Origin of the sequence: Neoaquamicrobium sediminum, assembly GCF_013240295.1 — a bacterium.
Classification (GTDB): Bacteria; Pseudomonadota; Alphaproteobacteria; order Rhizobiales; family Rhizobiaceae; genus Aerobium; species Aerobium sediminum.
Map to the genome: position 1 here is coordinate 2,328,727 of NZ_JABETK010000001.1, position 20,480 is coordinate 2,349,206.

At 61.5% G+C, this 20,480-nt stretch carries 20 protein-coding genes, 1 tRNA gene, 3 pseudogenes and 1 riboswitch; of the genes and pseudogenes, 21 read left to right on the forward strand and 3 right to left on the reverse strand.

The genetic code is table 11. The annotated features are described in order from the left end of the window. Nucleotides 1-2 precede the first annotated feature (2 nt). The 8 genes and pseudogenes from trbE (at nt 3) to HK436_RS11590 (ending at nt 7,957) form a co-directional block, all read left to right on the forward strand. Nucleotides 3-2,468: a conjugal transfer protein TrbE gene (trbE, locus tag HK436_RS11555; protein WP_173189774.1), complete on the forward strand. Its 2,466-nt coding sequence runs from the start codon at nt 3-5 to the stop codon at nt 2,466-2,468. Further along, nucleotides 2,455-3,228 carry a P-type conjugative transfer protein TrbJ gene (trbJ, locus tag HK436_RS11560; RefSeq protein ID WP_173189776.1) on the forward strand — a complete coding sequence of 258 codons (774 nt, stop codon included), beginning with the start codon at nt 2,455-2,457 and terminating at the stop codon, nt 3,226-3,228. The genes trbE and trbJ overlap by 14 nt, the downstream gene beginning before the upstream one ends. 29 nt (nt 3,229-3,257) lie before the next feature. Further along, nucleotides 3,258-3,542, forward strand: coding sequence for a putative entry exclusion protein TrbK-alt (gene trbK-alt, locus HK436_RS11565; RefSeq protein ID WP_173189778.1), 285 nt, complete (start codon nt 3,258-3,260; stop codon nt 3,540-3,542). 3 nt (nt 3,543-3,545) lie between these two features. After that, nucleotides 3,546-4,899, forward strand: a pseudogene (gene trbL, locus HK436_RS11570) (P-type conjugative transfer protein TrbL). Continuing rightward, nucleotides 4,896-5,584 (forward strand): annotated as a pseudogene (gene trbF, locus HK436_RS11575) (conjugal transfer protein TrbF). The pseudogenes trbL and trbF overlap by 4 nt, the downstream one beginning before the upstream one ends. After that, nucleotides 5,581-6,558, forward strand: coding sequence for a P-type conjugative transfer protein TrbG (trbG, locus tag HK436_RS11580; RefSeq protein ID WP_173189780.1), 978 nt, complete (start codon nt 5,581-5,583; stop codon nt 6,556-6,558). Before trbF ends, trbG begins: the two are co-directional and overlap by 4 nt. After that, on the forward strand, nt 6,555-7,724 hold the full coding sequence (locus tag HK436_RS11585) for a TraB/TrbI/VirB10 family type IV secretion system protein (RefSeq protein ID WP_173189782.1): 1,170 nt from the start codon (nt 6,555-6,557) through the stop codon (nt 7,722-7,724). Before trbG ends, HK436_RS11585 begins: the two co-directional genes overlap by 4 nt. Nucleotides 7,725-7,726: 2 nt before the next feature. Then, nucleotides 7,727-7,957 (forward strand): DUF2274 domain-containing protein, encoded by a 231-nt coding sequence (locus HK436_RS11590; protein WP_173189784.1) that lies wholly within the window; start codon nt 7,727-7,729, stop codon nt 7,955-7,957. Here HK436_RS11590 and HK436_RS11595 read toward each other — a convergent pair. Beyond that, entirely contained in the window at nt 7,929-8,888 is a 960-nt protein-coding gene (locus HK436_RS11595; RefSeq protein WP_173189786.1) for a LysR family transcriptional regulator, read from the reverse strand. The genes HK436_RS11590 and HK436_RS11595 overlap by 29 nt on opposite strands. Before the next feature lie 67 nt (nt 8,889-8,955). Here HK436_RS11595 and HK436_RS32965 point away from each other — a divergent pair, with 67 nt between their 5' ends. The 12 genes and pseudogenes from HK436_RS32965 to HK436_RS11660 all read left to right on the forward strand — a co-directional run bounded on the left by HK436_RS32965 (nt 8,956) and on the right by HK436_RS11660 (nt 18,559). Continuing rightward, on the forward strand, nt 8,956-10,176 hold the full coding sequence (locus tag HK436_RS32965) for a methyltransferase domain-containing protein (RefSeq protein WP_312860543.1): 1,221 nt from the start codon (nt 8,956-8,958) through the stop codon (nt 10,174-10,176). Next, complete coding sequence (locus tag HK436_RS11610; RefSeq protein WP_173189788.1) at nt 10,173-10,634, forward strand: thioesterase family protein; 462 nt, start codon at nt 10,173-10,175, stop codon at nt 10,632-10,634. The genes HK436_RS32965 and HK436_RS11610 overlap by 4 nt, the downstream gene beginning before the upstream one ends. Before the next feature lie 186 nt (nt 10,635-10,820). Next, nucleotides 10,821-11,546, forward strand: a complete 726-nt coding sequence (locus HK436_RS11615; protein WP_312860544.1) for an alpha/beta hydrolase — start codon at nt 10,821-10,823, stop codon at nt 11,544-11,546. 134 nt (nt 11,547-11,680) lie between these two features. Then, nucleotides 11,681-11,742, forward strand: a riboswitch (Fluoride riboswitch). A 74-nt stretch (nt 11,743-11,816) separates the two neighbouring features. Then, on the forward strand, nt 11,817-12,197 hold the full coding sequence (gene crcB / locus HK436_RS11620) for a fluoride efflux transporter CrcB (protein WP_173189790.1): 381 nt from the start codon (nt 11,817-11,819) through the stop codon (nt 12,195-12,197). Between the two features lie 503 nt (nt 12,198-12,700). After that, on the forward strand, nt 12,701-13,183 hold the full coding sequence (locus tag HK436_RS11625) for a VOC family protein (RefSeq protein ID WP_173189791.1): 483 nt from the start codon (nt 12,701-12,703) through the stop codon (nt 13,181-13,183). A gap of 355 nt (nt 13,184-13,538) precedes the next feature. Next, a complete protein-coding gene (locus HK436_RS32380) occupies nt 13,539-13,994 on the forward strand; it encodes a serine hydrolase domain-containing protein (RefSeq protein WP_280515667.1) in 456 nt (151 codons plus the stop codon). Then, a pseudogene (locus HK436_RS32385) lies at nt 13,955-14,539 on the forward strand (serine hydrolase domain-containing protein); the annotation flags it as partial. The gene HK436_RS32380 and the pseudogene HK436_RS32385, both read left to right, overlap by 40 nt. Nucleotides 14,540-14,636: 97 nt before the next feature. Beyond that, nucleotides 14,637-14,924 (forward strand): hypothetical protein, encoded by a 288-nt coding sequence (locus HK436_RS11640; RefSeq protein ID WP_173189795.1) that lies wholly within the window; start codon nt 14,637-14,639, stop codon nt 14,922-14,924. 361 nt (nt 14,925-15,285) lie between these two features. Continuing rightward, nucleotides 15,286-15,666 carry an IS66-like element accessory protein TnpA gene (gene tnpA, locus HK436_RS32390; RefSeq protein ID WP_280515609.1) on the forward strand — a complete coding sequence of 127 codons (381 nt, stop codon included), beginning with the start codon at nt 15,286-15,288 and terminating at the stop codon, nt 15,664-15,666. Beyond that, nucleotides 15,663-16,016, forward strand: a complete 354-nt coding sequence (gene tnpB / locus HK436_RS11650) for an IS66 family insertion sequence element accessory protein TnpB (protein ID WP_173189799.1) — start codon at nt 15,663-15,665, stop codon at nt 16,014-16,016. Before tnpA ends, tnpB begins: the two co-directional genes overlap by 4 nt. A gap of 68 nt (nt 16,017-16,084) precedes the next feature. After that, a complete protein-coding gene (tnpC, locus tag HK436_RS11655; RefSeq protein WP_173189801.1) occupies nt 16,085-17,623 on the forward strand; it encodes an IS66 family transposase in 1,539 nt (512 codons plus the stop codon). Nucleotides 17,624-17,764: 141 nt separating this feature from the next. Then, complete coding sequence (locus HK436_RS11660; RefSeq protein ID WP_173190126.1) at nt 17,765-18,559, forward strand: APH(3')-II family aminoglycoside O-phosphotransferase; 795 nt, start codon at nt 17,765-17,767, stop codon at nt 18,557-18,559. 69 nt (nt 18,560-18,628) lie between these two features. Here HK436_RS11660 and HK436_RS11665 read toward each other — a convergent pair whose 3' ends face one another. Together HK436_RS11665 and HK436_RS11670 are read right to left on the reverse strand one after the other, a co-directional pair. Beyond that, nucleotides 18,629-18,811, reverse strand: a complete 183-nt coding sequence (locus HK436_RS11665; protein WP_173189803.1) for a hypothetical protein — start codon at nt 18,809-18,811, stop codon at nt 18,629-18,631. Nucleotides 18,812-18,825: 14 nt separating this feature from the next. Next, nucleotides 18,826-18,902 (reverse strand) — tRNA-Arg (locus HK436_RS11670). A 472-nt stretch (nt 18,903-19,374) separates the two neighbouring features. On the opposite strand from HK436_RS11670, the gene HK436_RS31350 reads away from it, so the two are divergent. Further along, on the forward strand, nt 19,375-20,157 hold the full coding sequence (locus HK436_RS31350; protein WP_244648674.1) for a hypothetical protein: 783 nt from the start codon (nt 19,375-19,377) through the stop codon (nt 20,155-20,157). The last annotated feature ends 323 nt before the right edge of the window (nt 20,158-20,480 follow it).

A 20,480-nucleotide genomic window follows, 5' to 3' on the forward strand; every position in this document is an offset into this window, starting at 1 on the left:
CAATGATGAACCTCGCCGAATACCGCAATCGCAACACCCGGCTCGCGGACTATCTGCCCTGGGTGGCCCTAGTCGGTAGCGGCGTCGTCCTCAACAAAGACGGCAGCTTCCAGCGCACGGCACGGTTCCGCGGACCGGACCTCGATTCAGCGGTTCCAGCCGAACTCGTCGCGGTCTCAGGACGCCTCAACAACGCCTTCCGCCGTCTCGGCTCGGGGTGGGCGATATTCGTCGAGGCGCAGCGCCACCCGTCCAACAGCTATCCCGACAGCCGCTTTCCGGACGCCGCATCCGCACTTGTCGACGCCGAGCGCAAGGCAAGCTTCGAGGAAGCCGGCGCACATTTCGAGTCGAGCTACTTTCTCACCTTCACCTATCTGCCACCGGCAGAGGAGGCCGCGCGCGCCGAGAGCTGGCTCTATGAAGGCCGAGAGACCAAGGGCGTCGATCCCCACGAGATTCTGTCAGGCTTCGCCGACCGCACCGACCGCGTGCTCCGCCTGGTCGACGCCTTCATGCCCGAGTGCCGCTGGCTCGATGACGCCGAGACCCTGACCTATCTGCACGGATGCGTCTCGACCAAACGCCACCGTGTCCGCGTCCCGGAGACGCCGATGTACCTGGACGCGCTGCTCGCAGACCAGCCGCTTGCCGGCGGGCTGGAGCCTCGGCTTGGCGATCAACATCTGCGCGTGCTCACGATCACCGGATTCCCGACGGCGACCACGCCCGGTCTGCTCGACGAGCTCAATCGGCTCGCCTTTCCCTATCGCTGGTCGACCCGCGCCATCCTGATGGACAAGACCGATGCGACCAGGCTGCTGACCCGCATCCGCCGGCAATGGTTCGCCAAGCGCAAGTCGATTGCCGCGATCCTCAAGGAGGTGATGACCAACGAGGCTTCCGTGCTGGTCGACACCGACGCGTCGAACAAGGCGGCCGATGCCGACCTCGCCCTGCAGGAACTTGGCGCGGACTATGCCGGCGTCGCCTATGTCACCGCGACTGTGACGGTATGGGACGCCGACCCGCGCGTGGCCGACGAGAAGCTGCGCCTCGTGGAGAAGGTCATCCAGGGCCGCGACTTCACCGCGATGCCCGAGTCCATCAACGCCGTCGATGCGTGGCTCGGCTCGTTACCCGGACATGTCTACGCCAATGTCCGCCAGCCACCGATCTCGACACTCAATCTCGCCCACATAATCCCCCTGAGCGCCGTGTGGGCGGGGCCCGAACGGGACGAGCACTTTGCAGCGCCCCCACTGCTGTTCGGCAAGACCGAAGGCTCGACTCCGTTCCGGTTTTCCCTTCATGTCGGCGATGTCGGACACACGTTGGTTGTCGGCCCGACCGGCGCGGGCAAATCCGTCCTTCTCGCACTCATGGCGCTGCAGTTCCGCCGCTATGCCGGTTCGCAGGTTTTCGCCTTCGACTTCGGAGGCTCGATCCGCGCCGCCGCGCTTGCCATGGGCGGCGACTGGCACGATCTCGGCGGCGGGCTGACGGAGGGCGATGACCAGAGTGTCTCGCTGCAGCCACTCTCGCGTCTCGAAGAGACGGCCGAGCGGGCCTGGGCGGCCGACTGGGTCGTGGCGATCCTGATGCGCGAAGGCGTCGAGATCACCCCGGAGGTAAAGGAGCATCTCTGGACAGCGCTGACCTCGCTCGCATCCGCCCCTGCCGGGGAACGTACGATCACCGGCCTGGCCGTGTTGCTCCAGTCCAACGATCTCAAGCAGGCGCTCAGGCCCTATTGCGTCGGGGGCGCATACGGACGGCTGCTCGATGCCGAGACCGAGCATCTCGGTGAAGCGACCGTGCAGGCCTTCGAGACCGAGGGGCTCATCGGCACCGGTGCGGCGCCCGCGGTCCTGGCCTATCTCTTCCACCGCATCGAGGACCGGCTCGACGGCTCGCCGACCCTCATCATCATCGACGAAGGCTGGCTGGCGCTCGACGACGAGGGCTTTGCCGGCCAGCTCCGCGAATGGTTGAAGACGCTCCGGAAGAAGAACGCTTCCGTCGTCTTCGCGACGCAAAGTCTCAGCGACATCGACGGTTCGGCGATCGCACCGGCCATCATCGAGAGCTGCCAGACGCGGCTGCTGCTTCCGAACGAGCGCGCAATCGAGCCACAGATCACCGCGATCTACCGCCGCTTCGGTCTCAACGACCGCCAGATCGAGATCCTCGCGCGGGCCACGCCCAAGCGCGATTATTACTGCCAGTCGCGGCGCGGCAATCGTCTCTTCGAACTGGGCCTCAGCGAGGTGGCGCTGGCGCTCTGCGCCACCTCGGCCAAGACCGATCAGACCGCCATCGCCCGCGTCCTCGCCCAACATGACCGCGAGGATTTCCTCGGGGCCTGGCTGCGGGAGCGCGGCGTCGACTGGGCGGCCGATCTCATTCCCGATCTCAGCAATCTCATCCCCCACACCAAGAAGGAGACTGATCATGAAGACACGTAAATCCCGTTCGCGCGCGTTGCGCTTTGCCGCCACGCTCATCGCCGCACCGGTTGCCGTGCTGCCGATGGTGCTGGCGCCACCGGCCTCGGCGGCTTGGATCGTCTACGATCCCACCAACTATGCGCAGAACGTGCTGCAGGCGGCCCGCGCCCTCGAGCAGATCAACAATCAGATCACACAGCTTCAGAACGAAGCGCAGATGCTCATCAACCAGGCGCGCAACCTGACGAGCCTTCCTTACTCGTCGCTCCAGCAGCTTCAACAGGCGGTCGGTCGTACCCAATCCCTGCTTCAGCAGGCACAGAACATCGCCTTTGACGTGCAGGAGATCGACCAGGCTTTCCAGCAGAAATACGCCAATATCGACCTGAGCGCTTCCGAGCAGCAGCTGGTCGCCGATGCCCGCTCGCGCTGGGAAAACACCGTCGGCGGCTTGCAGGACGCGATGCGCGTCCAGGCCGGCGTGGTGGGCAATATCGAGACGAACCGCGCCCAGATGGAAGCGTTGGTGGACCAAAGCCAAGGCGCGACCGGCGCGCTGCAGGCGACCCAGGCTGGCAACCAGCTCCTCGCATTGCAGGCGCAACAGCTCGCCGATTTGACGGCCGTCATTGCCGCCAATGGCCGCGCCCAGGCGCTCACCGATGCAGAACGCACCGCCGCTGCCGAACAGGGGCGCGTGCAGCGCGAGCGCTTCCTGACGCCCGGCAGCGGCTACCAACCCGGCAACGCGCAGATGTTCAACACAGGCGGCAACTGACGCGGCCGATAGCCGGAAAGGAGGGAGCGATGGAGGGCGAGACGTTGGCGCGGATCGGGGCAATCGTCTTCGTCGCCTTCGCCATCACGGCGACGGTGATCGAATTGACGCGCGATGAGGAGCCTGCAAGACCGGCTCCTGCGCGGGCGCTTGCGCCTACTGTCGATCCGCTGCGCGCGGAACAGCGCCGCTGCCAGCAGATGGGGGAGGCAGCGGTCCGTGATCCTGAATGTCTCGCGGTCTGGGCCGAGACTCGCGACCGGTTCCTCGACCGTTCTCCGTCTATCGCCAGTTCCCAAGAGAAGGATCAATGATCCATGGGCGGCACGGGCGTCATCGACAACTTCCTCGGTGTCTTCACCAGCTATATCGATTCCGGCTTCGGCCTTCTTGGCGGTGAGGTCGCCTTCATCGCCACGACGCTGATCGTTATCGACGTGACGCTCGCCGCATTGTTCTGGTCCTGGGGCGCTGACGACGACATCATCGCACGGCTCGTCAAGAAAACCCTGTTCGTCGGTGTCTTCGCCTACATCATCGGCAATTGGAACAACCTCGCCCGCATCGTCTTCGAGAGTTTTGCCGGCCTCGGCCTGATGGCATCCGGCACGAGCTTTACCGCGGCCGATCTGATGCGCCCGGGCCGTGTCGCGCAGACCGGGCTGGATGCGGCGCGACCCTTGCTCGAATCCATTTCCGACCTGATGGGATGGGTCGCCTTCTTCGAGAACTTCATCCAGATCGCCTGCCTGCTCTTTGCCTGGGCGCTGGTCCTGCTCGCCTTCTTCATCCTCTCCATTCAGCTCTTCATCACGCTCATCGAGTTCAAGCTGACCACGCTCGCCGGTTTCGTCCTCATCCCCTTCGGCCTCTTCGGCAAGACCGCGTTCATGGCCGAGCGTGTGCTCGGCAACGTCATCTCGTCGGGGATCAAGGTGCTGGTGCTGGCCGTGATCATCGGCATCGGCTCGACCCTGTTCTCGCAGTTCACCGCCGGCTTCGGCGGTGTCACGCCCACGATCGACGAGGCCATGGCCGTGGTGCTCGCGGCGCTTTCGCTGCTCGGCCTCGGCATCTTCGGACCGGGGATCGCCAACGGCCTCGTCTCAGGCGGACCGCAACTCGGTGCAGGCGCGGCCGTCGGCACTGGCCTTGCCGTGGGCGGCGCGGCACTCGCAGGTGCAGGCGCTGCCGGTCTCGCCGCCAGAGGGGCCGGCATGGCGCTCTCCGGCCCCGCGGCCGCTGCGCGCGGTGGTGCCGCTGCGACGGGTGGGGCGGCAACTGCATACAGCCTCGGCTCCGCCGGTCAGTCCGGTGCGGCCGGCGTCGCCTCCGGACTTGGCGCCGTGGCGAGCACCGGCGCACGCGCTGCCGTGTCCCCATTGCGGCGCGCTGGGGTCAATGCCGCCAGCAGCATGAAACAGAGTTTCCAGGCAGGCGGGCGGGCAGCCTTCGAGACGACCGGCGGAAGGTTGGGCGATGCCACCAGCGCTGCGAGCACCGCCGCTTTCCTCTTCCACCACAGCAGACGGTCCACCTGATTGGGCCAAGCGCATGAAGCGCTCGCAACGGTTCTCCCACGGTGTCCAGGCCGCCGCGCACGCCGTGCGGTCCGGCGACAGCCATGGCGGCGCCAGTTCTGTCAATCTCTCCGAGGGGAATCGGTCATGAGCTTATTCAAAAGATCCACCATCCATTACGGCAAGTCCCCTGAGCCCGAGACGCCGTATCAGCGCGCGGCGCAGGTCTGGGACGACCGCATCGGCTCGGCCCGCGTGCAGGCGCGCAACTGGCGTCTTATGGCCTTTGGCTGCCTGATCCTGTCCGGCGTCTTCGCAACTGCTCTGGTCTGGCAATCCACGACCGGCTCGGTCGTGCCCTGGGTCGTCGAGGTCGACAATCTCGGCGAGGCGCACGCGGTCGGCCCGCGGCAGCGGATTTCGAGCCGAGCGATCCGCAGATCGCCTTTCATCTGGCGCGCTTTATCGAGCAGGTGCGTGCGATTCCTGCCGACGCGATCATCGTGCGTCAGAACTGGCTGCGCGCCTACGAGTTCACCACCGATCGCGGCGCGCTGGCGCTCAACGACTATGCGCGCGCCAACGATCCCTTCACGAAAGTCGTACGACAGCAAATCGCCGTGGAGGTCTCCAGCGTCATTCGCGCTTCGCCGAACTCCTTCCGTGTGGCCTGGACGGAACGGCACTATGAGAACGGCCAGCTCTCCGCGACCGAACGATGGACCGCGATCCTCACCATCGTCATCCAGCCGCCCCGCGACGCCGAGCGGCTGCGCGCCAACCCACTCGGGATCTACGTCAACGCCATCAATTGGTCGCGGGAGATGGGCCAATGAGTATAACCACCCGCAAACCCGCGTTTACGATTTTCCGTAAAGCCGCATTGCCGCTTGTGCTGATTTCCGCGTCGGCGCTCGCCGGATGCGCCACCTATCGCCCGCCGGTGATCAGCTACGACGACAGCGTGCCACCGCTGCCGAGGATCGAGCGACCCACGACCGACGAGCGACCACAACCGATCCACACGCCGCCGGCCTGGACCGTCGCGCGAGGTGGTTCGGATGCGTCCACGCCGACGGGTCAGGTCGAGAATGCCAACGCGGCCGCGCGCATCGAACCCCGTCGGGAAGGCTATTACAACGCGATCCATATCTATCCCTGGAGCGAAGGCGCGCTCTATCAGGTCTATGCCGCGCCGGGCCAGATCACCAACATCGCGCTCGAACCGGGCGAAGCGCTGACCGGCGCCGGTCCCATCGCCGCCGGTGACACCGCCCGCTGGATCATCGGCGACACGGAGAGCGGTTCGGGGACATCCCGGCGCGTCCATATTCTCGTCAAGCCGACGCGGCCCGACATCATGACCAACCTGGTCATTACCACCGATCGCCGGACCTACATGATCGAGCTGCGGTCACGCGACGATCCCTACATGCCCGCCGTCGCCTGGGCCTATCCGCAGCCACCGGCCACGCAGCGCGCCACGCCGACAGCACCGAGGATTCCATCTGCCTCCGCGCGGCATCACCGCTACGGACTGCAAGGCGACAGACCGCCCTGGCGGCCGGTCTCGGTCTTCGACGACGGGCGGCGGGTCTATATCGTCTTCCCCGTTGGGATCGTGCAGGGCGAGATGCCGCCACTCTTCGTGCTCGGCTGGGATGGGGAGCCGGAAATCGTCAACAGCCGCATCTACCGAAACATCCTGATCGTGGACCGCATCTTTGCGGCCGCCGAGTTGCGCCTCGGCAGCGAAGACCGCCAGCAGACCGTCAGGATTGTGCGAACCGACGGGAGGCCAGGATCATGAGCGATGCCGACGACAACAGGGAAGATGGCGTCCCACTCGAAGCGATGCCGGACGATACCGCCGAACCAATGCGGTTGAGGGGAAATCCGCCGCGCGTGACTCGGCTTTCACGGCGTGTCCTGGCCGGCCTCGGCCTCGTCGCCGCCCTCGGTGTCGGTGGTGCTTTGATCTATGCGCTCCAGACGCCCGAAAATGGCGCGGACAGCGACGAGCTTTACTCGACCGAGAACCGCAACACCGCGGATGGATTGAATGAGTTGCCTAGCGACTACACCGGTCCAGTGCTCGGTCCACCACTGCCCGGCGATCTCGGCCGTCCGATCCTCGATGCTCAGGAACGCGGCCAACCCGTTCCGCCGCCGGCCATCAATACGCCGGCCGTCGATCCGGAGGAGCAGCGGCGCATGGCCGAGGAAGAGGCCGCGCGCACCAGTCAGGTCTTCTTCCAGTCCGCGCCGACTGCGGCGCGAGAGACATCGACACCATCGATCACCGGGCTAAATCTCGGCCACCAACCGGGCGCGGCACAAAACAGCGATCTCGCCTTCCTCAACGGTCCCGTGGACCGGCGCACCGTAGCGCCCGACCGTGTGATGGCGCCGGCATCGCCCTACGTGCTGCAGGCCGGGTCCGTCATTCCGGCCGCGCTCATCACTGGCATTCGCTCCGATCTCCCTGGCCAGATTACGGCGCAAGTCACCCAGCATATCTACGACAGTCCAACGGGAAACACGCTCCTGGTTCCGCAGGGTACGCGCATTATCGGCGAATACAGCAACGACGTCGATTTCGGCGATCGGCGTGTGCTCCTGGTTTGGAACCGGCTGATCTTCCCCAACGGCCGCTCCATCGTTCTCGAACGCCAGCCGGGCGCCGACACGAGAGGATTTGCCGGCCTTGAGGATGGGGTCAACTACCACTGGTGGGATCTCGCCAAGGCAGCTGGTCTCTCCACGCTGCTTTCGGTCGGGGCGGAACTGACGATGGATGATGACGAACGCCTGATCCAGGCGATCCGCAACGGTGCTCAGGACACGATCAACGATGCCGGCCAGCAGATCGTCCAGCGCCAGCTGCAAGTCAGACCGACGCTCACCATCCGGCCGGGCTTCCCGGTGCGCGTCATCGTCACCCGCGATCTCATTCTCGAACCCTATGGAGGCTGACTGTGGTGAAGCTGAAGCTTGGTCCCTTGCCAGACGACAAACCCGTTAAGGTCACCCTTGAGCTCCCGGCCAGCCTGCATCGGGAGCTTGTCGCTTATGCCGATATTCTCGGTCATGAGACGGGGCAGCCGCCCGGCGATCCGTTACGATTGATCGTTCCGATGCTCCAGCGCTTCATGGCGACGGATCGTGCCTTCCAGCGGCTTAGGCGTTCACATCGTGCAGGCGTCTAATGCCAAGTGTCGGCGCAGCCCAATCCGATGTGCCCGGTCTCGCGTGCCCGGACATCATGTGCGCGATGCTGAGAAGCCGGCGTAGCGCTGGATTGTCATTTTGGGCCGACCAAACTGCACTGAACGGAATGACATCGTGTGCGTCCGATAGGGGCCTCAGAACAAGGTCTGGCAACCCGACGGACGCCCAGGCAGCCGAGACAAGGGTAATTCCCTGACCAAGACTCACGAGGTTCATAAGGGTTTCACGACCCGCATTCTTGATCTCGATATTTGGGCGAACGCCACATGTCGATGCACGACGGACGATGTAGTTCTGCACCTCCATTCCAGGAGCGAAGCGACTTACAATAAAACGCTCTTTGCGCAGATCGTCCCAGTCCAGGCAATGGCGCCCGGCGAGATGATGGTCCTTCCAGAGCGCGACATGAACGCGCTCTCGCCAAATCTCAGCACATTCGCAATAGGGAGCGCGTTCGGTTCCCGTAAGAAACGCCACGTCGAGCGCATGCTTCTGGATGGCGGCAAGATGGCTATCACGGCTTCCGTCGTGAACATCGATCTCAACGCCGGGATTGAGCTTGCGATAACCATGAAGCAGCGACCGAAGAAAGCCGCCCGCCAGTGAGGTTAGAACTCCGACTTGAACGATGCCGGTTTCCGCCCGACCAGCAGCTGCGGCTGTGCGTTGAGCCGTTTCGAGTTGTTCGCATGCCGGGAGCACAGCGGACAGAAATCGCTCACCTGCCGCCGTTAGACGGGCGCCCGACCGGTGTCGTACGAAGAGGGAAACCCCGAGTTCGTCTTCAAGCCGGCTAATCGCCCGGCTCACGCTGGACTGTCGTACGCGCAAGACCGTGGCGGCCTCACGGAAGCTCCGCCTGTTTGCTGCTACGATGAAACAGCGCAGATTTGCGTTCTCAAGGCTCATGTCTTCGGATCTGCCGGTCTTGCAATCGCATTAGCACTAATGTAATTGGGTGTCTATGAGTTCGAAAGTGAAACCCGGTTTGGGCGAATTGCTCCGCTACGTCGGCGAGTTGGTCGATCAGGGCGCAGAGGAGCATTACCGCGACATCGGCCTCCAATACCGCCCACGGTACACCCCCGTTCTTCGCGCGATGAGTGCGGGCGCCGAAACGGTGACCGACATAACTGCGCGCAGTACCCTCACGCAGGGCGCGATCAGCCAGACAGTTTCGCTGATGCTGAAAGACGGCATTCTGGCACGTCACCAGTTGGACGACGGGCGCAAGACCGGACTGCACCTGACCCGAACAGGGAAGGATTTGCTGAAGAGACTTGAGCCCCACTGGGCGGTTACGTTTTCGGCCATTGGAGATCTGGAGGCGGAGGTTGGGCATCCGCTTCTTCAGGTTCTCACCGACACCGCGCAAGCGCTCGAGCGACAAGGTTTTGGGGCACGACTCAAAGAGGCCGCCAACCACCAAAAAGGATGCCCAATGATGGCTGAACCGAAATCCGCAAGGAACTGGTTTGATCGCGACGGCCGCAGCTATGCTTCGTTCAGACCGGAATATCCGGCTTCCCTGTCCCGTTTCTTGGCGGAGGCGGCACCCGATACGTCGAGAGCCGTAGACGTCGGCTGCGGCACTGGGCAGCTCACCCATCAGCTCGCAGACTTCTTCCAATCCGTGATGGGTGTGGATCCGAGCACTGAACAGATCGGCAACGCCCTGCCTCATGACCGTGTCGAGTATGTTTGCGCACCTGCCGAGAACCTACCGCTGCCCGATTGCAGCGTTACCCTTATTACCGCTGCACAATCCGCCCATTGGTTCGACCTTGCGGATTTCTACGACGAGGTCCGCCGGGTAGCCGTGAACGGGGCTGTGATTGCCTTGGTAAGCTACGGAGTGCCGCGCTTGGCTCCGTCCGACCTGGACGCACGCTTTAGGCGCTTCTATTGGGAAGAAATCGCTTGCTACTGGCCGCCGGAGCGCAAGCTCGTCGAGTCAGGCTATGCCGATCTCGAATTTCCGTTTGAGGAACGACCGACTCCCGGAATGGAAATCGACCGGGCTTGGGATCTGAGCGATTTTCTCGGTTACCTCTCGACATGGTCCGCTGTGCACCGGGTCAATGAGGCTGGCCGAGACGATATCCTCGAAGCTTTTGTGCACGATCTTCACCTCATCTGGGGAGATCGAAGGCGACCCGTGATTTGGCCGATCAACATGCGCGTGGGGATCACATGAACGAGTTCAAAGAGTGCTTGCCACTTGAAGTGGGGGTAGGAGCACGAGAGCGACTCACAGTTGCTCCTTTCCACACCGTGCCGGAGTTGGATGACACTTGGCCCGGCTTTCGCGACATGCCTCCGGTTCTTGCCACCGCGATGATGATCGGCTTCGTTGAACAAACCTGTATCGAAGCGCTTCGTCCTTATCTCCGGCCCCAGCAACGAACCGTCGGCACGCACGTCAACGTCAGCCACCTCGCGCCCACGCCCGTTGGCATGAGCTTTGTGGCTGATGTCAAACTCGTGGAGATCAACAGCAACTCGCTGTTTTTCACGGTCTCTTGCCGAGACGAGGCCGGCTTGATCGGTGAGGGGACCCACACCCGCGCCATTATAGACCTTCAGCGCTTCGCTCAGCGCGCGAACGAAAAGCGCGAACGCTGGAAATACGCGAAAGCCACACGTTCAATTTGACGTTCAGCATCCGCGATTGGACCGGGTCGCTGGCAGGAAACCGCCAAGGGGCATCACATGTTTGAGGGATTTCGGAATGAAGTCGTGCGCGTGGACGGCGTTGACATTGCCTGCGTGATTGGCGGCGACGGCCCTCCAGTTCTTCTGTTGCACGGATTTCCGCAATCAAAGGAGATGTGGGCGAGAGTGGCCCCAAAACTCGCTGCCAATTTCACCGTGGTTTGTTCCGACCTGCGCGGCTACGGCGCATCCTCCAAGCCACACGGCCTTCCCGACAACTCCAACTACAGTTTTCGCGCCATGGCAGACGATCAGGTCGGATTGATGGAGCAACTCGGCATAGAGCGATTCCATTTGATCGGACACGACCGTGGCGGGAGAACGGGGCATCGCATGGCACTCGACCATCCGGACAAGATCCTTTCGTTGGCGGTGCTTGACATCGTGCCAACATTGGCGATGTTCATGGACACAAATCACCGTGTCGCAGGCGCATACTGGCACTGGTACTTCCTCTCGCAGCCCGAGCCGTTTCCCGAGCGGGTAATCGGCGCCAATCCTGATTTCTTCTACGAAACCTGCCTGGTCGGCTGGGGCGCAACGCGCATCGGCGACTTCGATGATGAGATGCTTGCCGCATACCGACGCTCATGGCGGGACCCCCATATGATCCACGGGTCCTGTTCTGATTATCGAGCCGCCGCAACAGTCGACTTGGCGCTGGATCAAGCCGATATCAATCGCAAGATCGGCTGCCCCACCTTGGTCTTCTTTGGTGCTGCCGGCCAGATGGCGCATCTCTTCGATATCCCAGGCGAATGGCGAAAGCGGTGCGAAAATGTTGCGGAAGCTTCGCTGCCCGGGGGCATTTCTTCGTGGATCAGTATCCCGATGAGACTGCTGACGTACTGATGGATTTCCTCGCCACGGTGGCAGTTTGACCTGGCTGCGACACCCGCGGCGGCATCCTGGGCGCAGGAAGATGGACTGCCGCAGCTGGGCAGGACAGCCCTGGCCGAGCTGGCTAACCAACGTTCGGATACAGCTTTTTCGATGGGGATGGAGTTTCCCGACAACCGCCACCTTGGCCGATAACTCCTACAACAACAGGCAATTCGCCTGTCGATGGATGGGTGCTGGCATAGCGATCGACGGTCTGGTTGCCCCAACAGCGAGGCAACCATGAATTATCTGATCATTTTCATCGGTGCAGGCTTTGGTGGCATGGCGCGCCACGCCATCAACGTCACCGCCCAGCGGCTGTTCATCCCCGGAATTTTTCCCTTCAGCACGCTGTTCATAAACGTTGTTGGCTCATGCCTGATGGGTGTTGTGGTGGGGTACTTCGCAGCGCGTACCGGCTTGCCCCAACAAGCCCGCCTTTTCCTCACTACCGGTGTTCTCGGAGGCTTTACCACCTTTTCCGCCTTTTCAATGGAGACGACGATGCTGATCGAGCGCGGGCTTTGGTTCCTGGCAGGTCTGTACGTCTTTACATCAGTGGCTCTCTCGCTCGGGGCCTTGCTCGGAGCGATTGCCATCACGCGCCACAACCTGGTTTAAAACGCAGCCCGATCGGTGAATGTCCGCCGATAGCCTAAAACTTGCGAACAGGGCCGCAAAGATCGCCGACACATAAAGGCCGACCGCAAAGTAGAAGTGAGGCAGGAAACTGAAACACCGTGGAGTCTAAGGCTTGGGCAGGTGCGACGCAGCTTATGGCGGTGGCTGCCGGGGGCTCTGAGCTGGTGCCGCTTGATGAGGCAGTTGGCGGCTAAGCTAAGACAGATCGAGTTGTTTCTCCGCCGCCGCCAGTTGCCCCGTCAATTCAGTCCTTTCACAGGCATCGTCGGGCGTCCTGCCGCCGAATGCGGACGCCGCCGATTGTAGTAGTCGACCCTGGAACCGATGCCGTGCGGGCTCTGCTTCCCGTCTCGATTGCGCTTAGGCAGAGCAGTGAATAGACGACGTTCAGTGGTGACAAGTTAGCACCTTTGGCTCTGCTGACACCATTTGGCAACAGACCATGTCATTGTGCCGTTCGCAAACCCGATGGAGATTGTCTCATGCAGAACATACCAATTATTCCTCCCGGCTATGCCTCGGTTGCACCTTGGATCATCGGCAAAGATACGGTCCGGCTGATGAGTTTTCTCTCGGAAGCTTTTGATGCAGAGGATCTCGGCAGCTTCCAAAACCCGGATGGGAGCATCGGCCATGCCGAAATGCGCATCGGCAATACGATCATTCTAATGTTCGACATGCGTGATTGGCCGCCAACCCCAGCATTCCTTCGCCTGTTCGTCGAGGACGCTGAGGAGCTGTTCAAACGAGCGGTCGCCGCCGGCGCGCAGCCAATTACCCAAGTGACGCACCTGGCCTTCGGGGACAAGGTGGGTCGCGTTCGCGATCCCTACGGAAATGTCTGGTGGCTGCAGCAACGGGTTGAGAACGTTTCCGATGAGGAAATTGGGCAGCGCTGGTCCGACCCGAAGTGGTCGACAGCCATGGACTACCTGCAGACAAGCCTGCGGAAGCTTTATCAGTAGAGTACGACATGACCCTCTCAATGGACTTGGCTAGTCCACCCAAGCACGAGTCTCACATCACATTTCCGAGGAAGTGGAAGCCATGAAGGCGTTAAATGGATTGGCACTGGCCACCCTGGTCTGCCTCCTTACTACCTACTCTGCTACAGCCGAACCCGTGGTGATTGGTGGCGACTCGCCGCCGGGCCTTCCGCGCAACGGCCCCGATCAGCCGTCGAGCGCCCCGCCTGACAATCTGCAACGTGGCGAGCGGGTCGTTGGCGGTGCAGGGCAGGGACGCGTCGCCGAACGCGTGACGGAATCGGAAGCGATCGCCGCACTTGCGGAGGAACTGGATCGGCAGACGGCGGCCGACATGTTCGCTGGCGCTGTGATGGTCTCCAGAGACGGGGAGACGATATTTGCGAAGGCCAAAGGTTGCGCTGACATCGAAAGGCAGATCCCCAATGATGTCGACACGGCTTTCGGCATCGGTTCGATGGGCAAGATGTTCACCGGGACCGCCATTCTACAATTGGTGCAGGCCGGCCGGGTTAGCCTCGACGATCCGCTTTCAGCATACCTCCCGGATTATCCGAACGAGGCGATGGCCGCGGCAACCATCCATCAGTTGCTGACTCATACGGCGGGAGCTGGAAACATCTTCGGGCCGGATGAAATCGAGCTCTTCAACGCCAATCGCGAGGACCTGACGGAACCGGAAGACTTCATCGCCCTGTTCGGCGAACGCTCCCCCGCTTCGAACCGGGGAGCAGTTGGGAATACAGCAACTACGGCTTCATCCTGCTCGGACGCATCATCGAGACAGTAAGCGGGGAAAGCTACTTCGACTATGTCCGCAAGCACATCTTTCAGCCGGCGGGCATGAACTCGACGGACAATTACCCGGTAAGCGAACTGCCGCCGAAAACCGCGATCGGCTACACCCGCGTTCCGCCCGGCGAGAGGCTGAGCGGGCACCCTGTTGGCGGGCAACTGCCGCCGTTGCGGCCGAACACCGATTCCTTGCCATATCGAGGTGGACCAGCAGGTGGCGGGTACTCGACTGTCGGCGATCTCATCCGCTTCGCCACAGCGCTCAGAGAAAATAAGCTGCTGGATGAAGAGCACACAGAGCTTTTAATCGCCGGCAAGGTCGCTTCGATGGGTTCTTCCAGATATGCCTACGGCTTTAGCGACGAGCTTTCGGGGGATGGTGTGAGGGTGGTCGGCCACAATGGTGGCGCCCCGGGCATCTATGGACAGCTGCTGATTTTTCCGGACTCCGGCTACGTGGTCGCCGTGCTTGCCAACCGGGATCCGCAAGGCGCAATTGGTGTGATCCAGTCCATCTCATCTCGTCTACCGGCGAAATGATCGGCGACAGAGCGTTCTCTCGAACGGTTATTCAAGCTGTTCCGCTTGAGTTTGCGCTCTCGGACGACGACGCGGCATTTGATAGCGCCGCGCCTTTATGAATCAACCATGCCGCGCCGGTGAAGCCCGCGCGGCGCCTGACGTCACCGACACGCGACAACAGCGCGTCGTCGACAAAACCGAAACCGGCGACGCAGCGACGTTGATCAATGTTGCCCAACGCATTAGAGGTGCAGTCGGCGCGATTGCGGTGGTGGCTGTCATTGAGCAGGTCGACATCTCGACCCCAGGGTCGGCATACCAAGTTGCGTTTGGGATGCTGGTTGTCGTTTCAGCCTGCGCACTGATCTCTGCAACAAATATGGCAGCGTCAAAACAGGAATAGGCGAGCTGTGCGCCCATCTCTATCCGCGCCCGTTCCGGGAATGGAATTGCGGAAGGCTGGCGAACACCTCGTCTCAGTTGATGCCAAACTCGCAGGAGAGCCGTTGCAGGACATTTCGGGGTTGAACTACGAAAAGCAGCGGATCCTGGCAACGGATTTAGCGGCCTTCCTGAACGAACTGCACTCGATCCCGACCGCCATGGGCTGCTTCGTCCCCTAAATGAGGAATGGAGGTTGCCAAAGAGTTGCCGCGGAACGATGCAGTGTAAGCGGTGTTGTATCCCCACCTTCCGCTAGGTTGTGAGCCATGAGATTGCGCACTGATTGAGGTCAGTGCGGGAGTTTCTCCATGGACGCTCCAATGGAGCTTCTCACAAATGGCGTGAGGCGGCGTCGCAATCGGCAGTGGCCCGATGATGTGAAGGCGCGGATTGTCGCCGAGACACTGCGGCCGGGGGCGAGCGTTAGTGAAGTTGCGGAGCGGCATGGGCTGAAGGCCAACCATGTCTCCTCTTGGCGAACTCTTGCGCGGAACGGGAAGCTGGTGCTGCCGGCACCAGAGGATCCGGTTGAGTTTGCGGCTCTGATGGTCGCTCCGGTTGTTGAGGACGTGACAGCCGCGGTACCGACTGCATCGGCTGGGCCGGAGGTCGTGGTGGGTTCGGTGACCGTCCGGCTGGAGCCAGGCGCTTCGTCGGCCCGGATTGCCTCGGTGGTCCACGCGCTGATGGCGGGCTCATGATCTTCCCCTCCAACCGGGTGCGGATCATGGTGGCGACCAAACCGATCGACTTCCGCAAAGGCCACGACAGCCTGGCAGCGATGGTGAAGAACGAGCTACACAAGGACCCGTTCACGGGCACTGTCTTTGTGTTCCGCGCCAAGAAGACCGACCGGCTGAAGCTGCTCTACTGGGATGGCACCGGATTGGTCATGGCCTACAAGCGGCTGGAAGAGCACAACTTCACCTGGCCTATGGTGAGGGACGGGCTGATAACGCTGAGCCACGCGCAGTTCGAGGCCCTGTTCTCTGGACTCGATTGGCGCCGGGTTCGGGCAGTGGAAGCACGGGCTCCAGAAGCCGTGGAATGACTGCGGCAGGATGACTCAGGGCATGTCTTTTTGCGGGAATGCGGTGCTTGATCTGGTAGATTCCGGTCATGCTCGATAGCACCGAACTTCCCGACGATATTGCCGCCCTCAAGGCGATGCTCGTTGCCGCGGAAGCGCGCAATCAACGCAAGGACGATCGGATCGCACAGCTGGAAAAGCTGGTCGCCGCGTTCAGGCAGGCGGCCTTCGGGCGCAGGTCGGAAAAGAGCGATCCGGACCAGTTCGATCTGGCGCTGGAGGATCTGGAAACGGCCATCGCGGCGGTCCATGCCGAGGAAGATGCAGAGGATCGTGCGGCACGGCGATCGGCAAAACCACGCAGCGCCAATCGTGGTTCGCTCCCCAGGCACCTGCCGCGGATCGAGCAGATCATCGAGCCCGAAAGCCTGGTCTGTGGCTGCGGCGGTGGTCTGCACCGCATTGGCGAAGACGTGTCCGAGCGGCTGGACGTGATCCCAGCCCAGTTCCGGGTGATCGTCACCCGCCGCCCCAAATATGCTTGCCGGTCCTGCACCGACGGCGTGGTGCAGGCACCGTCGCCCGCTCGGCTGATCCCCGGCGGGTTGCCGACCGAGGCCATGGTCGCCCATGTTCTAGTCAGCAAGTATGCCGATCACCTTCCGCTCTATCGTCAGGCGCAGATTTACAGCCGCCAGGGTGTTGATCTGGACCGCTCAACGCTGGCCGATTGGGTCGGTCGGGCCGCCTTCGAGCTGCGCCCGGTCTACGATGCCTTGGTGGCAGACCTGAAAAGGTCATCGAAGCTGTTCATGGACGAAACCCGCGCACCGGTGCTCGATCCTGGGGCCCGAAAGACCAAGACCGGATACTTCTGGGCTCTGGCCCGTGATGATCGCCCCTGGAATGGCACCGCACCACCCGGTGTTGCCTTCACCTATGCCCCGGGCAGAAGTGGCCTTCATGCAGAACGGATCTTGCAGGGCTTTGGCGGCATTCTTCAGGTCGATGGTTATGCCGGCTACAACCGGTTGGTCGCACCAGGTCGCGGCGGATCGGACATCACGCTCGCCTATTGCTGGGCCCATGCGCGCCGCAAACTGGTAGAGATCACCCGCACGGGTCCCGCCCCGATCGCCGAAGAGGGTGTGCGCCTGATCCGCGAGCTCTATGCCATCGAAGCCGGCATCCGAGGTCTGGATCCCGATGACCGGCTCGCCGTGCGCCAGAAGCGGTCAGCACCGGCCGTGGCGCGAATAAAAGACTGGCTTGATCACCATCGCAGCCGCGTCTCGGCGAAAGCGCCGCTCGGGGAGGCATTGAGCTACATCGCCAAATACTGGGCTGGGCTCGAGTTGTTCCTGACCGATGGGCGCATCGAGCTCGACAACAATGCCGTCGAGCGGACCATCCGCCCGATTGCCCTGAACCGGAAGAACGCGCTCTTTGCCGGTCATGATGCCGGTGCCGAAAACTGGGCCGTCATCGCCTCGTTCATCGAAACCTGCAAGCTGAACGCCGTAGATCCTCACGCTTGGCTTAGCTCAACCCTCGGTGCCGTCGCCAACGGCCATCAGCAGAGCCAGGTCAGTGAACTGCTTCCATGGAACTTCGCTGCAACGGTGTGACCGGTACACCGCTTACGATGCAGTAACGGAAACATCAATATGGATTCTGCTCAGGCCGCGCTCACCTCTTTGCCGGAAGGCTTGGACGAGCAGTGTCACAGTAGTTGCACCGAGAGCCAGATCCTGTTTCTACTTGGAAGTATGTTGGAAGAAGAACGTGTTTTGACCCAAGCCCCAATGGCCTGGAAGGAAAAGCTGGCCAGCTACACCTGGACCCAGCAAACAGTCGGCGGCTCGGAAGCGGCGGTATTCCGCGTTGAGGCACCAGGCAGACGGGTTCTGTTCGTGAAAACCGAGCCAGCCGGCTTGTTGAGCGAACTACAAGAAGAGGCAGCGCGGCTGCGCTGGCTGTCAACGACCGGCCTGCCCTGCGCACAGGTGCTTGCTGAGGTCCACCAACAGGAGCGGGATTGGCTGCTGCTGAGCGCGGTGCCCGGCGAAAACCTGCTTTCGGCCTCGATGGGTGCGGAGGAGAAAGTGGCGATGATGGCCGCTGTCTTGCGCCAGCTTCATCAACTCGACCCGACAACCTGCCCGTTTGATCATAGAGCAGAGCACCGCATCGAGCTGGCACGGGCGCGAATGGAGGCCGGCCTGGTAGATCAGGATGATCTCGATGATGAGCATCAGGGTCTAGGGCCGACTGAGCTGTTTGCACGGCTGCAAGCCCGCAAGCCGCTTCGTGAGAACTTGGTAGTCACGCACGGCGACGCTTGTCTGCCAAATGTTATGGTAGAGAGCGGCCGCTTCTCCGGCGTCATCGATTGCGGCCGCCTGGGGTTAGCAGACCGCTATCAGGATTTAGCATTGACCACACGGGACGTCGCCGAGGAGCTCGGTCGCGAATGGGTCAAACCGTTCCTCGGTCACTATGGCATTAGCGATTTTGATTCCGACCGCGCGGCTTTCTACCGGCTACTTGATGAATTCTACTGAGCACGTACCAGCCGGAGCTTGGGAAACAACCGCTTTGGCTCCCAGGAAGCTGACAGAACTTGACGTCGATTAGCCCCCGATGAGCGCACGCAGAACCGACACGCCGAAGATGGCGGCTACCGCCGAGATCATCAGCGTGCGCTCGCACAGCGCGTCGGGGTCGCGGACGAAGAGGTTCGTATAGCGAAGTCGGAATAAACCGTGAATGTTAGTCGCGGCATTCAGCATAGAACGCGGGCGTTCGACGTTCATAGTTCTGTTTTAAGTGGCGCACCCGACAGGATTCGAACCTGTGGCCTTCGCCTTCGGAGGGCGACGCTCTATCCAGCTGAGCTACGGGTGCTTACCGGGTCGCAACTGCTTACGCAGTGCTTACGTGAACTTTTCGCGAGTTGAAAGATCAGAATGACGACCTCGCAAATCCTTGTTCTTACAACCTTTTTCGTCTCCTCTTTGTCGCCAACCCCTTGACATCAGCCTTCGGAGGGCAGCGCTCAAGTGTGTGCTGTAGCGCTCTCGCCAGCGCTAAGCCGCCGCTCGGAATAGCAATCGCAGAGCGCTGGATGCCCCCGCAACAACCGCTACTTGCTTGGCGACATTCCTAACCTCCTCCGGCCCCATGTGCCGGCCGCCCGGTGGCAAGTTATGATGTGCGCGCCCTCCCGCAACCATGTGCCTGCAAAAATCAGACTCTTCTTTCCCCCACGCACAGTTTAAGTAATTATCCGGGCGAAGCATGGGGAAGACCAGTTGTTCAACGTGATAATGCGGCATTATGATTGAGTGATCCTACGGGCTCCATGGAGCTCGGCCGGATGTTCGAAAACACTGAGCAGCATTTGGCTGGCCAGTTCAAAGACGGTGATCTTCCACACTTAGTGGCATTGAGACGCCTACCATGCCTGTTCATTCCAGAGGGCACTGGAGATGAGATTTGCAAAGTCGGACAAGTCACCGAGGCTCGAATAAACAACGGCCAGGTCCTCTTTGAATATGCGATCGACCCTGATGTGCCGCCGATGCGGAACTCGCTTTTGTATGCGCAAAAGAACCGCTTGGATATGAACAGGCACAGGCACGACTTCGACTGGCACCGAAACCACTGGGCCGTTAAAGATGTGGACCTTTACCGCACGTTGCTCCGCAGCGTGAACCCTCGGCGTCAGCGGCCTTCGGTGTTCAATATTCCTGAGCACGAGTCGATCGAACACCAACTAGTATCGGTCATGATGCCCTTTGGGGCCGAGTTTGGACCGGTGTACCAGGCGATTCAGCAGGCAAGTGCAGCGTGCAATCTCGTATCGAGGCGAGCTGATGAAATCTGGGAAGCACCCGGTATCATTCAGGATGTTGTTAGCCTGATCGACCGCGCCCGAATAGTGATCTGCGATCTGACCGGTCGAAACCCCAATGTGTTCTACGAGGCGGGGATCGCGCACACGTTGGGGCGCGAGGTAATAATCATCACCCAAAGCGAGCACGATATTCCGTTTGACCTCCGCCATCTCCGCCACTTGCGGTACCTCAATAACAATGAAGGCCGCGCCAGTTTGACGGACGCCTTGCGCGGTAGGATGCAAACCATCTTAGGGCACTAATCGTCACGCGGAGTACACTTGTCCGAAGGCATGGTGGACTGAGGTCGACGAGGATATGCCGACATGTTTCGCTGGGACGAGGCAGAACCGAGCTGATTGCGGAGCATCGGTTGACAACTGAATTCAATGCAGCCAATTAATGTGGCGCAACCGCAAAAGTTGAGAGAAAAGATGTTTGAGTTCCACGTGGGCCGCTGACATAGGATATATGAGAGGCGGGCCTATAATCTGGTGGTGAAACTCCACAGTGAACACCAGCTTGGATCAGCGGCCGCGCAGCCATGATCCGTTCCACTTTCCGCACTGGAGCACTCTCCACCTAT

Excerpts from the sequence above, each read along its gene's own strand:
- HK436_RS11665 (WP_173189803.1), bottom strand. The coding sequence starts at position 18,811 with ATGAACGTCGAACGCCCGCGTTCTATGCTGAATGCCGCGACTAACATT.
- crcB (WP_173189790.1), top strand. The coding sequence starts at position 11,817 with ATGAATTATCTGATCATTTTCATCGGTGCAGGCTTTGGTGGCATGGCG.
- tnpB (WP_173189799.1), top strand. The coding sequence starts at position 15,663 with ATGATCTTCCCCTCCAACCGGGTGCGGATCATGGTGGCGACCAAACCG.
- HK436_RS11610 (WP_173189788.1), top strand. The coding sequence starts at position 10,173 with ATGAACGAGTTCAAAGAGTGCTTGCCACTTGAAGTGGGGGTAGGAGCA.
- trbE (WP_173189774.1), top strand. The coding sequence starts at position 3 with ATGATGAACCTCGCCGAATACCGCAATCGCAACACCCGGCTCGCGGAC.
- HK436_RS32380 (WP_280515667.1), top strand. The coding sequence starts at position 13,539 with ATGTTCGCTGGCGCTGTGATGGTCTCCAGAGACGGGGAGACGATATTT.
- tnpA (WP_280515609.1), top strand. The coding sequence starts at position 15,286 with ATGGAGCTTCTCACAAATGGCGTGAGGCGGCGTCGCAATCGGCAGTGG.
- trbJ (WP_173189776.1), top strand. The coding sequence starts at position 2,455 with ATGAAGACACGTAAATCCCGTTCGCGCGCGTTGCGCTTTGCCGCCACG.
- HK436_RS11595 (WP_173189786.1), bottom strand. The coding sequence starts at position 8,888 with ATGAGCCTTGAGAACGCAAATCTGCGCTGTTTCATCGTAGCAGCAAAC.
- tnpC (WP_173189801.1), top strand. The coding sequence starts at position 16,085 with ATGCTCGATAGCACCGAACTTCCCGACGATATTGCCGCCCTCAAGGCG.
- HK436_RS31350 (WP_244648674.1), top strand. The coding sequence starts at position 19,375 with ATGTTCGAAAACACTGAGCAGCATTTGGCTGGCCAGTTCAAAGACGGT.
- HK436_RS11660 (WP_173190126.1), top strand. The coding sequence starts at position 17,765 with ATGTTGGAAGAAGAACGTGTTTTGACCCAAGCCCCAATGGCCTGGAAG.
- trbG (WP_173189780.1), top strand. The coding sequence starts at position 5,581 with ATGAGTATAACCACCCGCAAACCCGCGTTTACGATTTTCCGTAAAGCC.
- HK436_RS11640 (WP_173189795.1), top strand. The coding sequence starts at position 14,637 with ATGAATCAACCATGCCGCGCCGGTGAAGCCCGCGCGGCGCCTGACGTC.
- HK436_RS11625 (WP_173189791.1), top strand. The coding sequence starts at position 12,701 with ATGCAGAACATACCAATTATTCCTCCCGGCTATGCCTCGGTTGCACCT.
- trbK-alt (WP_173189778.1), top strand. The coding sequence starts at position 3,258 with ATGGAGGGCGAGACGTTGGCGCGGATCGGGGCAATCGTCTTCGTCGCC.
- HK436_RS11585 (WP_173189782.1), top strand. The coding sequence starts at position 6,555 with ATGAGCGATGCCGACGACAACAGGGAAGATGGCGTCCCACTCGAAGCG.